Below are 15,103 nucleotides of genomic sequence, written 5' to 3'. Positions count from 1 at the left end.
CATTTGTCAGCCCGCGGCGTAACTTTCCATCGTTGTCCTGTTACCGGGATCACAGCTGGCAGGATGGAACGTATGACTTTTTCTGCAGCGGGGGACCGCTACGATTCCATGCCCTACCGCCGCGTCGGCCGCAGCGGCCTGAAGCTACCGGCAATCTCGCTGGGTCTGTGGCACAACTTCGGCGACGACAAGGGCTTTGACGAACAGCGCGCCATCCTCCGCCGCGCGTTCGACCTCGGCGTGAACCACTTCGACCTCGCCAACAACTACGGTCCGCCGGACGGCTCGGCCGAGACCAACTTCGGCCGGCACCTGCAGGACGACTTTAAGCCCTACCGTGACGAGCTGGTCATCTCCACCAAGGCCGGGTACTACATGTGGCCCGGACCCTACGGAGAGTGGGGTTCCCGCAAGTACCTCATCTCCAGCCTGGACCAGTCCCTGCAGCGGATGGGCCTGGACTACGTGGACATCTTCTACAGCCACCGGCCTGATCCGGAGACCCCGCTGGAGGAGACCATGGGGGCCTTGGACTACGCCGTCCGCTCCGGCAAGGCCCTCTACGCCGGCATCTCCTCCTACACACCGGAGCAGACCGTCGAGGCAGCCCGGATCCTGAAGGAACTGGGTACGCCACTGCTGATCCACCAGCCCAGCTACTCCATGCTCAACCGCTGGACCGAGGACGGTTCGCCCAACCTGTACGAGGTCCTCGATCAGGTGGGCGCCGGGTCCATCGCTTTCTCGCCCCTGGCGCAGGGAATGTTGACCAACCGGTACCTCAACGGCATTCCCGCCGACTCCCGCGCCGCCAAGGCCCGCTTCCTGTCCGAGGACGCCATCACGGACGAGAAGCTGGACCGGATCCGCGGGCTCCACGCCATCGCCGACGGCCGTGGACAGTCCCTGGCGCAGATGGCCATCGCCTGGATCCTGCGCGACCAGCCCAAGGGCTCCCCGGTGACGTCCGCGCTCATCGGCGCTTCCAGCGTCCGCCAGTTGGAAGACTCGCTGGCCGCCATCAACAACCTGGACTTCACGTCCGAGGAACTGACGGCCATCGACGAATTCGCCGTGGAATCCGACATCAACCTCTGGAAGCAGCCTGTTTCCTGATTGTTAAAGCGCGGGACGGGGAACAATGCCCCGTCCCGCGCTGTTGGGTAGTATGAAAAGGCGCCGCGCGGCGCCGTACCAGCCGGCCGCCGTCGCAATCCTCCCCGACGCACCCCGGCCGGCTGACGTTTTGTCCTCAAAGGAGTTCCGTGTCTTCACATCCGATCCGTGTTGCCATCGTCGGCGTAGGCAACTGCGCCGCTTCGCTGGTCCAGGGCGTCCAGTACTACAAGGATGCCGACCCCAACAGCACCATCCCGGGCCTGATGCACGTTGAGTTCGGCCAGTACCACGTGGGTGATGTTGAATTCGTCGCCGCGTTCGACGTCGACGGCAAGAAGGTCGGGCACGACCTGGCCGACGCCATCCTGGCCAGCGAAAACAACACCATCAAGATCGCCGACGTGCCGCCCACCGGCGTGACCGTTCAGCGCGGCCACACCCTGGACGGGCTGGGCAGGTACTACCTCGAGACCATCGAGGAGTCCACCGAAGAACCCGTTGACGTGGTCCAGGCCCTCAAGGACGCCAAGGTTGACGTTATGGTCTGCTACCTTCCCGTCGGCTCCCAGGATGCTGCCGAGTTCTACGCCCAGGCTGCCATTGACGCCGGCGTTGCCTTCGTCAACGCCCTGCCCGTCTTCATCGCCGGCACCAAGGAGTGGGCCGACAAGTTCACCGCAGCCGGTGTGCCGATCGTTGGTGACGATATCAAGAGCCAGATCGGCGCCACCATCACGCACCGCGTCATGGCCAAGCTGTTCGAGGACCGCGGCGTCACCCTGGACCGCACGTACCAGCTGAACGTCGGCGGCAACATGGACTTCAAGAACATGTTGGAGCGCGACCGCCTGGAGTCCAAGAAGATCTCCAAGACCCAGGCCGTCACGTCCAACGTCGAGGCCGAGCTGGCAGCGAAGGACGTCCACATCGGCCCGTCCGACTACGTCCAGTGGCTCGACGACCGCAAGTGGGCGTTCGTCCGCCTTGAGGGCCGCAACTTCGGTGACGCCCCCGTCTCGCTGGAGTACAAGCTGGAGGTCTGGGACTCGCCCAACTCCGCCGGTGTGATCATCGACGCCATCCGCGCCGCCAAGATCGGCCTGGACCGCGGCGTCGGCGGCCCCCTGCTGTCCGCCTCGAGCTACTTCATGAAGTCCCCGCCGGAGCAGTTCAACGACGACCTCGCCCGAGACAAGGTGGAAGCCTTCATCCGCGGCGACCTGGAGCGCTAACCCCGGTTCGCTCTCGCACCTTTCGGGTGTTTTCCCGCAACGCTCTTCCACTTCCTGTGGGGGAGCGTTGCGCGTTAACCGGGGTGGACGTGGCGTGAGGTGGTGAGCGGCGTAGTCGTACTGTCCCTGACCGACGCTCTCACACTTATTCCGGCTTTTGGATTCACGCTCTCTCACCCCAGGCATCTGCTAGCCCGGCGCTCCTTCAGACCGCGTCCGCGAAACCGGACGCGACGGCGTGATCCTGGGGTGCGGCCCGCAGAAGTTGCTTGATCCTGAAGACGGAGCGTTCGAATCCATTGGTGAGATCATCCTTGTCGAGTATCAGGACCGTCCAGCCGGCAGACTCGAACGCTTTGTCCCGGCGCCTGTCGCTGAGGCCTTGGGCCGGGCCAAGGTGATGTTCGCCGTCGTACTGAATGGCGATTCGGCTTTGGCGGTATCCAAGATCTGCTGTTGGGGACGTGGGGTCGGTAGCGCGCAAGGAGAGTTGAAACTCGGGTTCAGGGAGATTGAAGTCGGCCATTGCAAGACGCAGCAGGGTTTCAGGTGCGGAATCGGCGCCAACCCGCATCAGATCAAGCGCTTCCCGTGCACGGACCACACCTTGAAGGTTCGGATGGCGGGCAACCAACGTCCGCAGCCCGTCCAGGGTGTCAAAAGGCTCCGACCGATCCTCAAAGTGCGGGCGCGGAATCCGGATCAGCTGATCGCCCATACATACCAGTTCGGTAAGTGAGAGCCGCCGCGCCATGTCCAACCATGTGCGTGAGCGCGTGCTGATGCAGAATCCGTTTGTTTGTTCCACCTCGTCCTCCCGCGCGGTTACCGTGTGGCCGATTACGCCTTTCCGCCGTACGGACGGAAGTGCTCGCGGCTTGCTCAGGTGCAGTTCGGTCGAATCACCCAGCGACGATGGAAGCAGCTGGCAATGCAGGCGGGCGGCGGTTAAATGCGAAATCCAAGCTCCGGGCGACGCGGCGGAAAGCGCCCGCGCAGCTGACTCCAGCTCGAAACTCCAGCCCGCGGGACGGTAAAGCCCTCGCCCCACACCAATTATGTCCCTGCGTCTGAGCCGGTTTGCAGAAACGCCGGACGCCTTGGCAGCATCCAAAGTGAACGGTGCGGCCGCCAACGGCACTGGGAGCTCTTCTGTTGATCGCATGCTGCACATTCTGGCCCGTGCGAACTGTCCGCTGCAGAAGTTTTCCACAGGCGGCTCCCGCTCCTGCGGGATGTGGGAGAGCGTTTGGGTGAGGGGTGAGGGATGTGAGAAAGCGTTTGGGTGAGGGGTGCGAAATGTGAGAGAGCGTCGGGGTTAGGTGAGGCCGACCGGGTTGCCGGTGTCGTCCACGTCCATGCGCAGGGCTGCGGGAACGGCGGGGAGGCCGGGCATGGTCATCACCGCGCCCGTGAGCGCCACAATGAAACCCGCGCCGGTCTTGGGCAGCAGGTCACGCACGTGGATGGTGAAACCCTTGGGGGCGCCGAGCCGGGAGGCGTCGTCCGTGAAGGAGTACTGGGTCTTGGCCATGCACACCGGCAGCCCGGACCACCCGTTCCGCTCGATGTCGGCCAGCCGCTTCAGCGCCGGCACGGAAAAGTCCACGCCGTCCGCCCCGTAAATCTCCTGCGCAATGGTCCGGATCTTGTCCTCTACAGACAGCTCCAGCGGGTACAGGTGCCGGAAACTGTTCGGTGCCGCCACCACCTCCGCCACCTTGGCTGCAAGCTCGTCCCCGCCGTCCCCTCCGCCGCCGCGCCCCCAGACATCCGCTACGGCGGCCGCGACTCCCTCGGCAGCGCACCATGACAGCAGCCAGTCGAGTTCCTCCTGTGAATCGAGGCCGAATTTGTTGATGGCCACAACGGGAGTAACGCCGAACTTCTCCACGTTCCGCAGATGCCGGCGCAGGTTGGGCACCCCGGCTTCGAGCGCTGCGAGGTCCGGGCGGGTCAGCTGGTCCTTGGCCATCCCGCCCTGCATCTTCAGGGCCCGCACCGTGGCCACCACCACGACGGCGGAGGGGGCCAGGCCGCCGGTGCGGGCCTTGATGTCCATGAACTTCTCCGCGCCAAGGTCGGCGCCGAAGCCGGCCTCGGTCACCACGATGTCCGCCAGCCGCCGTGCCGTCTGGGTGGCGATCAGAGAGTTGCAGCCGTGGGCGATGTTGGCGAACGGGCCGCCGTGGACCAGGGCAGGAGTGCCGGCGATGGTCTGCACCAGGTTGGGCTTAACGGCCTCCTTCAGGAGCAACGTGAGTGCACCCTGCACGCCGAGATCGGCCACGGTCACCGGAGAGCGGTCGAAGGTGTAGCCGAACGTGATCCGGCCCAGGCGCTCGCGGAGGTCGGCGAGGTCCGCGGCCAGGCAGAAGACGGCCATGATTTCGGACGCCACGGTGATGTCGAAACCGTCCTGCCGGGGAACCCCCTGGGAGGGCCCGCCGAGTCCGATCACCACTTCCCGCAGAGCCCGGTCGTTCATGTCCAGGACCCGCTTGAAGGTCATGCGCCGGGGATCGATGTTCAAGGCGTTGCCCTGGAAGATGTGGTTGTCCACCAGCGCCATCAGGGCGTTGTTGGCCGAGGTGATCGCGTGGAAGTCGCCGGTGAAGTGGAGGTTGATCTCGTCCATGGGCAGGACCTGGGACAGCCCGCCGCCGGTGGCCCCGCCCTTCATGCCCAGGACGGGGCCCAGCGACGGCTCCCGGAGGGCGATCATCACGTTGTGTCCGGCCCGGGCCAACGAGTCGGCGAGGCCAACGGTGGTGGTGGACTTTCCTTCGCCCGCGGGTGTGGGGGACATGGCCGATACCAGCACCACCTTCCCGGCCGGCGGCGGGGCGTCCAGCCGGGCGGGGTCGATCTTCGCCTTGAACCGGCCGTAGAGCTCCACCGCATCGGCGTTGATCCCTGCGGCGGCGGCGATCTCCTGAATCGGCCGGATCCGCGCGGCCCGTGCTATCTCAAGGTCGGAGGGGAAGCGAGACATCGTCGTCCTTTCCTGTGCGTCACAGGTAACGTACCCCGGGAACGCCGGCCCAAGCCCCGGCCGCGCCGGGTCCCTCAGGACGGCGGGCTACCTCAGGACGCCGGAACGGCCGGCACCAGCCGGTGCCCCACGTGATGCTCGACGGCGGCGTGGTAGCTTTCGAGCGTGATCGCGGCGGTGCGGGACCAGCCGGAGTTCTGGGCACGGATGGCGGCGGCCCGCCCCATGTCCTCCCTGGTGGCGGGGTCGTCGTACAGGGCTTCCAGGGCGTCGGCCCAGTCCGCGGCGTGGTGCCCGTCAACGAGCAGCCCGGTGCGGCCGTGGAAGATCGCCCGTGAAAGCCCGCCCACCCGGGTGGCCACCACCGGAGTGCCGCAGGCCTGGGCTTCCAGCGCCACCAGCCCGAAGGATTCGCTGAAGGATGGCATCACCACAACGTCCGCCGCGCGGAACCATTCCGCAAGCTCCGCTGCCTTGACTGGCGGAAGCTGCGTGACGACGTCGTCTATTCCGGCCTCGGAAATCCACCGGCGCAGGTTGAACTCCTTGTTGCCGCTCAGCGATCCCAGGATGGTGAGCCGCAGGTCGATGTCCGGGCGCCGGCGCCGCAGCAGGGCGGCAGCATCCACCAGCACATGGGGGCCTTTGAGCCGCTGGATACGGCCGGCAAACAGCAGATGGAACGCGCCGGGACCGACGCCCCGGTTAGCCCGGGAACGGGCCCGGAATGCCGGGGTGAAGGTGCCGAGGTCCACGCCAGGCGGGGCGATATCGATCCGGTCGTAAGTGGCGCCGTAGTGGGACACCAGTTCGGCGGCCTCTGAACTGGTGTTCGCGATCAGCCGCGCCGCGCCGTCCACAATCCGGTGCTCGCCCAGCTCACGCCGCCGCGGCTCGGGCTGCTCGCCGGACTCCAGCAGCAGGTTCTTCACCTTGGCCATGGTGTGCATGGTGTGCACCAGCGGAACGCCCCACAGCTCGGACAGCTCCAGGCCCGCGATCCCGGACACCCAGTAGTGGGAGTGGATGACGTCGTACCGTCCGTGCGGCTGCCGGCGTCGGATCTGTTCGATCTCGGCCACCATGCTGTGCAGGAGCCCGGGAAGTTCCTCCTTGGGGATCTTCCGGGGCGGCCCGGCCAGGACGTTGTGCACGCAGACACCGGGATCGGGATGCTCGACGGCGGGCTGGCCGGCGGAGGTGGCGCGGGTAAAGATCTCCACTTCAACGCCCGCTTCGGCGAGGGCGGAGGCAAGTTCACGGATATAGACGTTCATGCCGCCGGCGTCACCGGACCCCGGCTGCTCCATGGGGGAGGTGTGGAGGGAGAGTAAAGCGACCCTGCGGATCAATGCCACGGGACCTCCTTCCGGCCGCCGGCTCGTACTGTGCGCGCCGGATCAGTGGGCGTTCGATAAAACACTACTCCTTACCCTTAACGCCCGCCGTTGTGTGTCAGCGGCCGCCCCCGCCCCACAATTTCCGCAGCTCCGGAAAGGCGTGTTCGTACCCGGTAAGCAGGTCCGCAGCCAGGCCCGGGGAATCCACCAGGGGATGCCGGGCAAACGCCGCCAGGGCCGCGTCCCGGTTGCCCTCCGTTGCCGCCAGGACCGTGAGCCGTTCCACCTCCTTGACCCGGCGGAGCAGCTCCAGCTGTTCTTTTTCCGGTTGCGCCTGTGGCAGCGGCTGCGCGCCGTCGGGAGTCACCGTGCAGGGAAGTTCGACGACGGCGTCCGCCGGCAGCCCGGGAATGGCGGCCCGGGCAGCGGGTGCTTCAGCCGCGGCACCCCTGGACGCGGCGGGCAGGGAGTTGCGCGTGTTCAGGATCAGCTGGGTGTCCCCGGCCCCGGACAGGGCGCGCATGGCCGCCAGCGCAACCCGTTCATAGCCGCCGCCGGCCAGGTCACCTTCGTACCGCTGTTCGCCGCTGGCCCGGGCCTCGGCCAGGTAACCCTCCTCGCGGGACCGGCGCGCTTCTTCCCACAGCCGGTAAGCGTCAGCGCCGGCGGCAGCCAGCCGCGGATACAGCTCCTGCTGCTGCCGGTGGATGGACTCCCCGCGCGTGCTGGGCATGGCCCGCATCGCCTGCCGCGCGGCGTCCAGCCGGTAATAGTAGTAGAGGTACTCGTTGGGAAGCGCGCCCAGCCCCGCCAAGAAGGGCTGCGGAAAAAGCCGGCCCTCCTCGAAGGACTGCAGCGCCTGGGGATCAGCCAACAGGTTCGGCAGGACGTCGCGGCCGCCGGACTCCAGCCGGTACAGCCAGCCCAGGTGGTTCAGCCCGTAGTAGCCCACGCCGTCGAGCCGGCCGTCCGGCAACGCCACGCCCGCAGCCCGCGCCGCCCGCTGCACCAGGCCGCCCGCCGAATCGCAGATGCCGATAACCCTGGAACCGAGCACCGGAACCAGGGCCTCGGTGACCATGCCGGCCGGGTTGGTGAAATTGACCAGCCAGGCATCCGGGCTGTGCTCCTGCATCTGCCGGGCCAGTTGGAGCATGTGCGGAATGGTCCGCAGGGCGTAGGATATGCCGCCGGCGCCCGTGGTCTCCTGCCCCAGCAGCCCGAGGTCCTGGGCTACCTTCTCATCCGCGACCCGGCCCGCGGTGCCGCCCGGCCGGACGGCGGCAAACACCATCTGCGTGCCGGCCAGCGCGTCCGGAAGCGACGCAGTGGCACGGACCGGAGGGGCTGCACCCGGGCCGGCGGGCATGCTGCGCAGGACGGCGGTGACGGCGGCCAGGCGGGAGGGGTCGACGTCGTACAACACCAGGTCGGTAACCAGCCCGGCGAAACGGCCGGAAGCCAACGCCCGGTAGATCAGCGGCACCCGGAAACCGCCGCCGCCGGCAATGAGGAGCCGCATACCCAGCAGTCTAGGCCTGCGCCCTCCCGCATAACCGCACAAAGCGGGGCATGTACTACCGGATGTCGGTGGCAGGGCGTATCGTGCCGGGCATGGACGCCATCCCTGCCCGCCCCTTCGATCCCCTGGCTGCGGTCCGCTCGCCCGATGAGCCGGGGTTCGACGTCCTCCTGGCGGGGACCGTCTTCCAGGACATCATCTTCACCGGGCTGCCGCACGGCCCGGAACCGGGCACCGAAATCTGGAGCGACGGCATGGGCAGCTGCCCCGGCGGCGTCGCCAACCAGGCCATCGCCGCGGCCCGGCTGGGGCTCCGGACAGGCCTCGCGGCGGCGTTCGGCGATGACGGTTACGGAGACTTCAACTGGAAGATCCTCTCCAGCCAGGAACATGTGGACCTCAGCCTGTCCAGGCGCGTCCCCGGCTGGCACTCGCCGGTGACGGTCTCACTGTGCGTGGAGAAGGACCGGTCCATGGTGACGCACGGCCACGCCGCCCCGGTGACGTCCTCCGAACTGATCGGCACCCCGCCGCCCGCGCTCGCCGGAATCGCGGAGGTGGGGGTGGAGGTGGAGCCCTGGGCCAAGGCGGCGCACCAGGCGGGAGTCAAGCTGTTCGGCGACGTCGGCTGGGACCCCACCGGGGAGTGGGCGCCGGTCCGGCTGGAGAACCTGCAGTATTTCCACGCGTTCCTGCCCAACCAGCGGGAGGCCATGGCCTTTACCGGCAAGGACGATCCGTGGACAGCGCTGTACGCACTGGCTGACCGGGTTCCGGTAGCCGTGGTGACGCTCGGCCCGCAGGGTGCAATGGCGGTGGATTCGGAAACCGGGGAGGAGGAGTGGGTGCCGGCCCTGCCCGTCAAGGCCTTCGATCCCACCGGCGCAGGTGACTGTTTCGACGCCGCGTTCATTGTGGGCAGCCTGGCCGGCTGGCCACTGGGGAACAGGCTGCGGTTCGCGAACCTGTGCGCATCGCTCGCTGTGCAGGAAGTGGGCGGCTCGCTCGCCGCCCCGGGCTGGGGCGACATCGCCGACTGGTGGAAGCGCGCCAACGCCCGGCCCGAGCGGCAAATGAGCCAGTGGCTTCGCCGCTTCGGGTTCCTCGCGGAGATCATCCAGGACGTCCCGCTCGCCGCCCAGCGGAGGGCCTCGGCCACCATCGCCCACCTCTCGGACGCTTAGCCCCCGACGGCGGCGAACCGGCAGGTGCCCCGGCGCACCAACCGGTTCCGGGAAACCCGCGCGCACCGCCGTGATTATTCGGCCGGAAGCGCCCGCACTAGAATCACTAAGGTGACTTACCCCGCAACAACCGGTGAATTCAGCGGTGCCCCCGGCCCGGACCCGCGCCACGAGCGGTCCGCCGTGATCGACCTGGACGCCATCCGGCACAACGTCCGCCGGCTCGCAGCCGCCGCCTCCCCGGCGAAGGTGATGGCAGTGGTGAAAGCCGATGCGTACGGACATGGCGCCGTTCCCGTGGCCCGCGCAGCCATCGAAGCGGGTGCCTCCTGGCTGGGCGTGGCCCACATCTCCGAGGCCCTGGCGCTGCGGGCCGCCGGTATTGAGGCCCCGCTGCTCGCCTGGCTGCACACGGTGGACAGCAACTTCGGCGCTGCGGTGGCCGCCGGCGTCGATATCGGGTGCTCCGGCTGGGAACTGGACCGCATTGTGGCGGCCGCCCGGGAGCAGGAACGCCCGGCCCGGGTGCACCTGAAAGTCGATACCGGCCTGGGCCGCAACGGCGCCACGCTCGAGACCTGGGACCAGCTGGTGGGCGAGGCCATGGAATACCAGGACCAGGGCCTGCTGCGGGTGGTGGGCATCTTCTCCCACCTGGCCGTGGCCGATGAACCGGATCGGCCCGAAACGGACCAGCAGCTGGCGGCATTCCGCGAGGCACTGGCTGTTGCCGAGGACGCCGGGGTGGACCCCGAGGTCCGCCACCTGGCCAACACCCCCGCCACGCTTTCCCGGCCGGACACCCACTTCGACCTGGTCCGCGCCGGCCTGGGCATTTACGGGCTCTCACCCTTCGACGGCCAGACTTCCGCGGAACTCGGGCTGCGGCCGGCCATGACATTCCGGACCCTGGTGTCCCAGTGCAAGGAAGTGCCGGACGGACAGGGCGTCTCCTACGGCCTCCGCTACCACACCACCGGCCGCAGCACGCTGGCCTTGATCCCCGTGGGCTACGCCGACGGCATCCCCCGCATCGCCACCGGCGGCCCCGTCCGCGTGGCCGGCCGGACCTATCCCGTGGTGGGGAGGATTGCCATGGACCAGATGGTGATCGACCTTGGCGATACGGGTCCCGCCGGTGCCGCGCTGCTGGGTGCGGAAGCCGAACTGTTCGGCAGCGGCGACGACGGCGGCCCCACTGCCGATGATTGGGCCCGTGCCGCCGGGACCATCAACTATGAGATCGTGACACGGATCAGCCCCCGGGTTCCGCGCCGCTTCATCAACGAACAGGACTCGTCCGGGGGCCGGCACGCGGCCGCCCTGCAGACCGGGGGAGCCGCGTGACCGCCGTCGAACAGGGCACACTGCCCAACTGGGAAAAGACCTTCACCGCGGCGACGGCGGAACAGACCCACGCGCTCGGCGCCCGGTTTGCCGGGCAACTGGAGGCCGGGGATCTGCTGGTGCTCTCCGGCGAGCTGGGTGCCGGCAAGACCACCTTCACGCAGGGCCTGGGGGAGGGGCTGGGCGTCCGCGCCGGCATCATCTCGCCCACGTTCGTCCTGGTCCGCATCCACCCCAACCTGCCCGAAGGCCCACGGCCCGGCGGCCCGGACCTGGTCCACGTGGACGCCTACCGCCTCGGCTCGGCCGCGGAGATCGACGACGTCGACCTGGAAAACACCATGGATTCGTCCGTGACGGTGGTGGAGTGGGGCCACGACCGGGTGGAGCACCTGAGCGAAAGCCGGCTGGAAATCGACCTGCACCGCGCTATCGGGCTGGCCGCCCCCGGGCCCTCCGCCGCGGGGGGCCTCGACTTCGACACTGACGACACGGACGAGCCGCGCACCATCGTCATGCGCGGATACGGCCCGCGCTGGCCGGCCCCGCCCGGGCTGGGCACCGCCGAAGGGAACAACTGATGCTGATCCTTGCGATCGATACCTCCGCCGTGGCCAGCGCCGCGCTCGTCTCCGATGACGCGCTGGAGGGCGTGGTGGCCAGCTTCTCCACGGAGGACACCCGCAGCCACGCCGAGGTGCTGGCGCCGGGGATCGAGGACATGCTTGCCACCGCCGGCGTCACCGGGCAGGACATCGACGCCCTGGTGGTGGGTGTGGGGCCCGGCCCTTTCACCGGCCTCAGGTCCGGAATCGCGACAGCACGCACCCTCGCCTTCGTCTGGGGCAAACCGCTGCACGGGCTGATGAGCCTGGACGCCGTGGCCCTGGAGGTGGCGGAATCCACCGCGGCCCCGGCCGAATTCCTGGTGGTGACGGACGCCCGCCGCAAGGAGGTCTACTGGGCCCGCTACGCCCTGGCTGAAGGGCAGTTGCCCCGGCTCGAGGACGGGCCGCACGTGAACTTCGCCGCGGACCTGCCGAACCTGCCGGCATTTGGGGCGGGAGCGGGCCTCTATGCGGACACCCTGCAGGCGGACCCGGACTTCGCGCAGGAACAGCCCGACGCCCTGTACCTGGGCCAGTTCGCGCTGGCCCGGCTGGCCGCCGGAAACGGCCTCCTGGACTCCACGCCGCTGTACCTCCGGGAGTCCGATGCTCAGGTCCCCGGACCCAGAAAGAGGGCCCTGTGAACGAAGCCTCAAACGTCACCGTGCGCGACATGACCCTCGACGACGTGCCGGCCGTGAATGCCCTGGAACAGCAGCTCTTCCCCGTGGATGCGTGGCCGCTGCAGATGTTTCTCGACGAACTGGCCCAGCCGGAGACCCGGCGGTATTTCGTGGCCGAAAGCGAAGAGGGCATTGTGGGCTACGCCGGGCTCATGTGCATTGAACCCATCGCGGACGTCCAGACCATCGCCGTCGTCCCCGGCTATGAGGGACGGGGCATCGGCAGCACGCTGCTCACCGGCCTCATTGACGAGGCACGCCGCCGGAACGCGGCGGACGTCCTCCTGGAGGTGCGGGCCGATAACCCCCGCGCGCAGCGGCTGTACCTGCGCTTCGGATTCGAGCAGATCCACATCCGCCCGCGCTATTACCGCGACGGCGTCGACGCCCTGATCATGCGGCTCCAGCTGACCGGCGACGCGGAAACACACGAAGGAAACCAGCCATGAACCGCACCCAGCCACTGGTCCTGGGCATTGAGTCGTCCTGCGACGAGACCGGCGTCGGCGTGGTCCGGGGGACCACCCTCCTGACCAACACCGTGTCCTCGTCGATGGACGAGCACGTGCGCTTCGGCGGCGTGATCCCCGAAATCGCCTCCCGGGCGCACCTGGACGCCTTCGTTCCCACGCTGGAGCAGGCGTTGTCCGACGCCGGGGTCACCCTGGACGAGGTGGACGCCATCGCCGTCACCTCCGGACCCGGACTTGCCGGCGCCCTGATGGTGGGGGTCTGCGCCGCCAAAGCCCTGGCCGTGGCCACCGGCAAACCGCTGTATGCCATCAACCACCTGGTGGCGCACGTGGGCGTGGGGCTGCTGGACGGCAAAGACGGCAAGGCGCCGCAGCTGCCGGAAAACCTCGGCGCGCTGCTGGTGTCCGGCGGGCACACGGAGATCCTGAGAATCAACAGCATTACCGATGACGTGGTCCTGCTGGGCTCCACCATCGACGACGCCGCGGGGGAGGCCTACGACAAGGTGGCCCGCATCCTGGGCCTGGGCTATCCTGGCGGCCCGGTCATCGACAAGGTGGCCCGCACCGGCAACCCCAAGGCGATCCGTTTTCCCCGTGGCCTCAGCCAGCCAAAGTACATGGGCACTGCCGAAGAGCCGGGCCCGCACCGTTACGACTGGTCCTTCAGCGGACTGAAGACCGCCGTGGCCCGCTGCGTTGAGCAGTTCGAAGCCCGCGGCGAGGAGATCCCGGTGGCGGACATCGCCGCCGCGTTCCAGGAAGCCGTGGTGGACATCATTTCGTCCAAGGCCGTGCTGGCCTGCCGGGAACACGGCATCAAGGACGTCCTGCTGGGCGGCGGGGTGGCGGCCAACTCACGGCTCCGGGAGCTGACCGGCCAGCGCTGTGCGTCGGCCGGCATCAGGCTCCACGTGCCGCCGCTGGATCTCTGCACGGACAACGGGGCCATGGTGGCCGCCCTCGGCGCGCAGCTGGTGATGGCAGGCATTGCCCCCAGCGGAATCAGCTTCGCCCCGGACTCCTCCCTGCCGGTGACCTCGGTGTCCCTCCCCGCCTGACCGCGGTTGGCCCGGCGAACCGTCGCGGGGCACTTTGGGGGGCGTCGCCGTCGGAAATCACGACGGCGGCCGACGTGTCCGTGCCGAAGTGCCCCGTATCGGGGCGGGTCAGGCGGTGGGGCCGTTCCGCATCTGCTTGACCAGGTCCAGGACCACGGCCTGGAGGTCCCCGCCGCGTTCGGCTGCCACCCGGCGCTGGCGCTGGTAGCCGGCCCCGCGGCGGATGATCTTTTCAACGTCCGCCAGTTCGTCGGAACAGCGCAGCTTCGCGGCCACCGGTTCCAGCCGGTTCAGGGTTTCCAGCAGGTGGTCGGTCACCAGCTGCTCCTTGCCGGCGGCGTCCAGGATGATGATGGCCTCCATGCCGTACCGGGCGGCCCGCCATTTGTTCTCCTGGACGTGCCACGGCGGCATGGTGGGAATGCTGCCGCCGTTGTCCAGGATGGTGGAAAATTCGTCCACGAGGCACTGGGTGAGGGCGGCGATGGCGCCCACTTCCTCCAGGGTTGCCAGGCCGTCGCAGATGCGCATTTCGATGGTGCCCAGGTTCGGCACGGGACGGATATCCCAGCGGATCTCGGAAAGGGTGTCGATCACGCCCGTGGTGAACATGTCCTGGACGTAGGACTCGTATTCCGCCCAGGACGGGAACTGGAACGGCAGTCCGGCCGTGGGCAGCTGCTGGAACATCAGGGCACGCTGGGACGCATAGCCGGTGTCCTCGCCGCCCCAGAACGGGCTGGAAGCAGACAGTGCCTGGAAGTGCGGGAAGTAGTTGACCAGCCCGTCCAAGACCGGCAGGGCTTTGTCGCGCCGGTCCAGCCCCACGTGCACATGCACGCCGTAAATCACCATCTGCCGGCCCCACCACTGGGTGCGGTCAATCAGCTTGGCGTAGCGGGCTTTGTCCGTCACCGGCTGCAGCTGCGGCGGGCTGAACGGGTGGCTGCCGGCGCAGAACAGTTCCACGCCCATGGGGTCGGTGATCTCCCGGACGGCGGCAAGGGACCGGCTCAGGTCTTCCTTCGCTTCTGCGGCCGTTTCGCAGATTCCGGTGACGAGTTCCACCGTATTCAGCAGCAGTTCCTGCTTGATGTGCGGGTGCTCGTCGTCCTCGTTCAGTTCGGGATGGCGGTCCACCACACCGCGCAGCACCTCATTGGCCACGGATGCGAGCTCACCGGTTTTGCCGTCCACCAGCGCGAGTTCCCATTCGACACCGAGGGTTGACTGCCTCGATGAAGCGAAGTCGATCTTCACGCGTTTCCTTACTGTCCTGTTGCGGCTGGCGGGCGCCGCTCACGGGCTGCTGCCGGCAGGCGAACGGGTGTTTCAAGTCTATAGCTCAGGGGTAGCATCATAATGATGTCCCCGTTCCAGCACCTGCGTGACAGTCCACACAAAACTTTCCCCCTCCTAGCAGCATTATCCGCCGTTGCATTGGCCTCCTGCACCGCCGCGCCCGGCCCCGTCCCGTCGTCGACGCCGTCCCCCGCGGCGCCGTCCGCCACTGTGTCACCGTCGGCATCAGCGAGTCCG

Annotated in this window: 13 protein-coding genes; 8 read left to right on the top strand and 5 right to left on the bottom strand. The window is 68.0% G+C overall.

Features of this window, described 5'->3' with window-relative positions:
• Window positions 1-72: 72 nt before the first annotated feature.
• Window positions 73-1,116 (top strand): L-glyceraldehyde 3-phosphate reductase, encoded by a 1,044-nt coding sequence (gene mgrA, locus AC5RTT_RS13040; protein WP_494145550.1) that lies wholly within the window; start codon window positions 73-75, stop codon window positions 1,114-1,116.
• Between the two features lie 149 nt (window positions 1,117-1,265).
• Window positions 1,266-2,351, top strand: a complete 1,086-nt coding sequence (locus AC5RTT_RS13035) for an inositol-3-phosphate synthase (RefSeq protein WP_494145549.1) — start codon at window positions 1,266-1,268, stop codon at window positions 2,349-2,351.
• Between the two features lie 205 nt (window positions 2,352-2,556).
• Here AC5RTT_RS13035 and AC5RTT_RS13030 read toward each other — a convergent pair whose 3' ends face one another.
• The 4 genes from AC5RTT_RS13030 to AC5RTT_RS13015 all read right to left on the bottom strand — a co-directional run bounded on the left by AC5RTT_RS13030 (window position 2,557) and on the right by AC5RTT_RS13015 (window position 8,208).
• A complete protein-coding gene (locus tag AC5RTT_RS13030; protein ID WP_494145548.1) occupies window positions 2,557-3,516 on the bottom strand; it encodes a putative endonuclease domain-containing protein in 960 nt (319 codons plus the stop codon).
• A 153-nt stretch (window positions 3,517-3,669) separates the two neighbouring features.
• Complete coding sequence (locus AC5RTT_RS13025; RefSeq protein WP_494145547.1) at window positions 3,670-5,346, bottom strand: formate--tetrahydrofolate ligase; 1,677 nt, start codon at window positions 5,344-5,346, stop codon at window positions 3,670-3,672.
• Window positions 5,347-5,438: 92 nt separating this feature from the next.
• The gene (gene mshA / locus AC5RTT_RS13020; protein WP_494145546.1) at window positions 5,439-6,704 is read right to left on the bottom strand and encodes a D-inositol-3-phosphate glycosyltransferase; all 1,266 of its coding nucleotides are present in this window, start codon (window positions 6,702-6,704) and stop codon (window positions 5,439-5,441) included.
• Window positions 6,705-6,801: 97 nt separating this feature from the next.
• Window positions 6,802-8,208, bottom strand: coding sequence for a family 4 glycosyl hydrolase (locus AC5RTT_RS13015; protein ID WP_494145545.1), 1,407 nt, complete (start codon window positions 8,206-8,208; stop codon window positions 6,802-6,804).
• 92 nt (window positions 8,209-8,300) lie between these two features.
• Here AC5RTT_RS13015 and AC5RTT_RS13010 point away from each other — a divergent pair, with 92 nt between their 5' ends.
• The 6 genes from AC5RTT_RS13010 (at window position 8,301) to tsaD (ending at window position 13,564) form a co-directional block, all read left to right on the top strand.
• Window positions 8,301-9,392: a carbohydrate kinase family protein gene (locus AC5RTT_RS13010; RefSeq protein WP_494008882.1), complete on the top strand. Its 1,092-nt coding sequence runs from the start codon at window positions 8,301-8,303 to the stop codon at window positions 9,390-9,392.
• Window positions 9,393-9,503: 111 nt separating this feature from the next.
• Window positions 9,504-10,739, top strand: coding sequence for an alanine racemase (gene alr, locus AC5RTT_RS13005; protein ID WP_494145544.1), 1,236 nt, complete (start codon window positions 9,504-9,506; stop codon window positions 10,737-10,739).
• On the top strand, window positions 10,736-11,320 hold the full coding sequence (tsaE, locus tag AC5RTT_RS13000) for a tRNA (adenosine(37)-N6)-threonylcarbamoyltransferase complex ATPase subunit type 1 TsaE (RefSeq protein ID WP_494145543.1): 585 nt from the start codon (window positions 10,736-10,738) through the stop codon (window positions 11,318-11,320). The genes alr and tsaE overlap by 4 nt, the downstream gene beginning before the upstream one ends.
• On the top strand, window positions 11,320-11,991 hold the full coding sequence (tsaB, locus tag AC5RTT_RS12995; RefSeq protein WP_494145542.1) for a tRNA (adenosine(37)-N6)-threonylcarbamoyltransferase complex dimerization subunit type 1 TsaB: 672 nt from the start codon (window positions 11,320-11,322) through the stop codon (window positions 11,989-11,991). The genes tsaE and tsaB overlap by 1 nt, the downstream gene beginning before the upstream one ends.
• 29 nt (window positions 11,992-12,020) lie before the next feature.
• Window positions 12,021-12,479 (top strand): ribosomal protein S18-alanine N-acetyltransferase, encoded by a 459-nt coding sequence (gene rimI, locus AC5RTT_RS12990; RefSeq protein ID WP_494051348.1) that lies wholly within the window; start codon window positions 12,021-12,023, stop codon window positions 12,477-12,479.
• Window positions 12,476-13,564 (top strand): tRNA (adenosine(37)-N6)-threonylcarbamoyltransferase complex transferase subunit TsaD, encoded by a 1,089-nt coding sequence (tsaD, locus tag AC5RTT_RS12985; protein ID WP_494050949.1) that lies wholly within the window; start codon window positions 12,476-12,478, stop codon window positions 13,562-13,564. The genes rimI and tsaD overlap by 4 nt, the downstream gene beginning before the upstream one ends.
• Window positions 13,565-13,672: 108 nt before the next feature.
• Here tsaD and AC5RTT_RS12980 read toward each other — a convergent pair whose 3' ends face one another.
• Window positions 13,673-14,824 (bottom strand): glutamate--cysteine ligase, encoded by a 1,152-nt coding sequence (locus AC5RTT_RS12980; RefSeq protein ID WP_494145541.1) that lies wholly within the window; start codon window positions 14,822-14,824, stop codon window positions 13,673-13,675.
• Between the last annotated feature and the right edge of the window lie 279 nt (window positions 14,825-15,103).

It is taken from the genome of Arthrobacter sp. Y3221157 (genome assembly GCF_059089865.1).
This window is presented reverse-complemented; position numbering and strand designations above follow the sequence as displayed.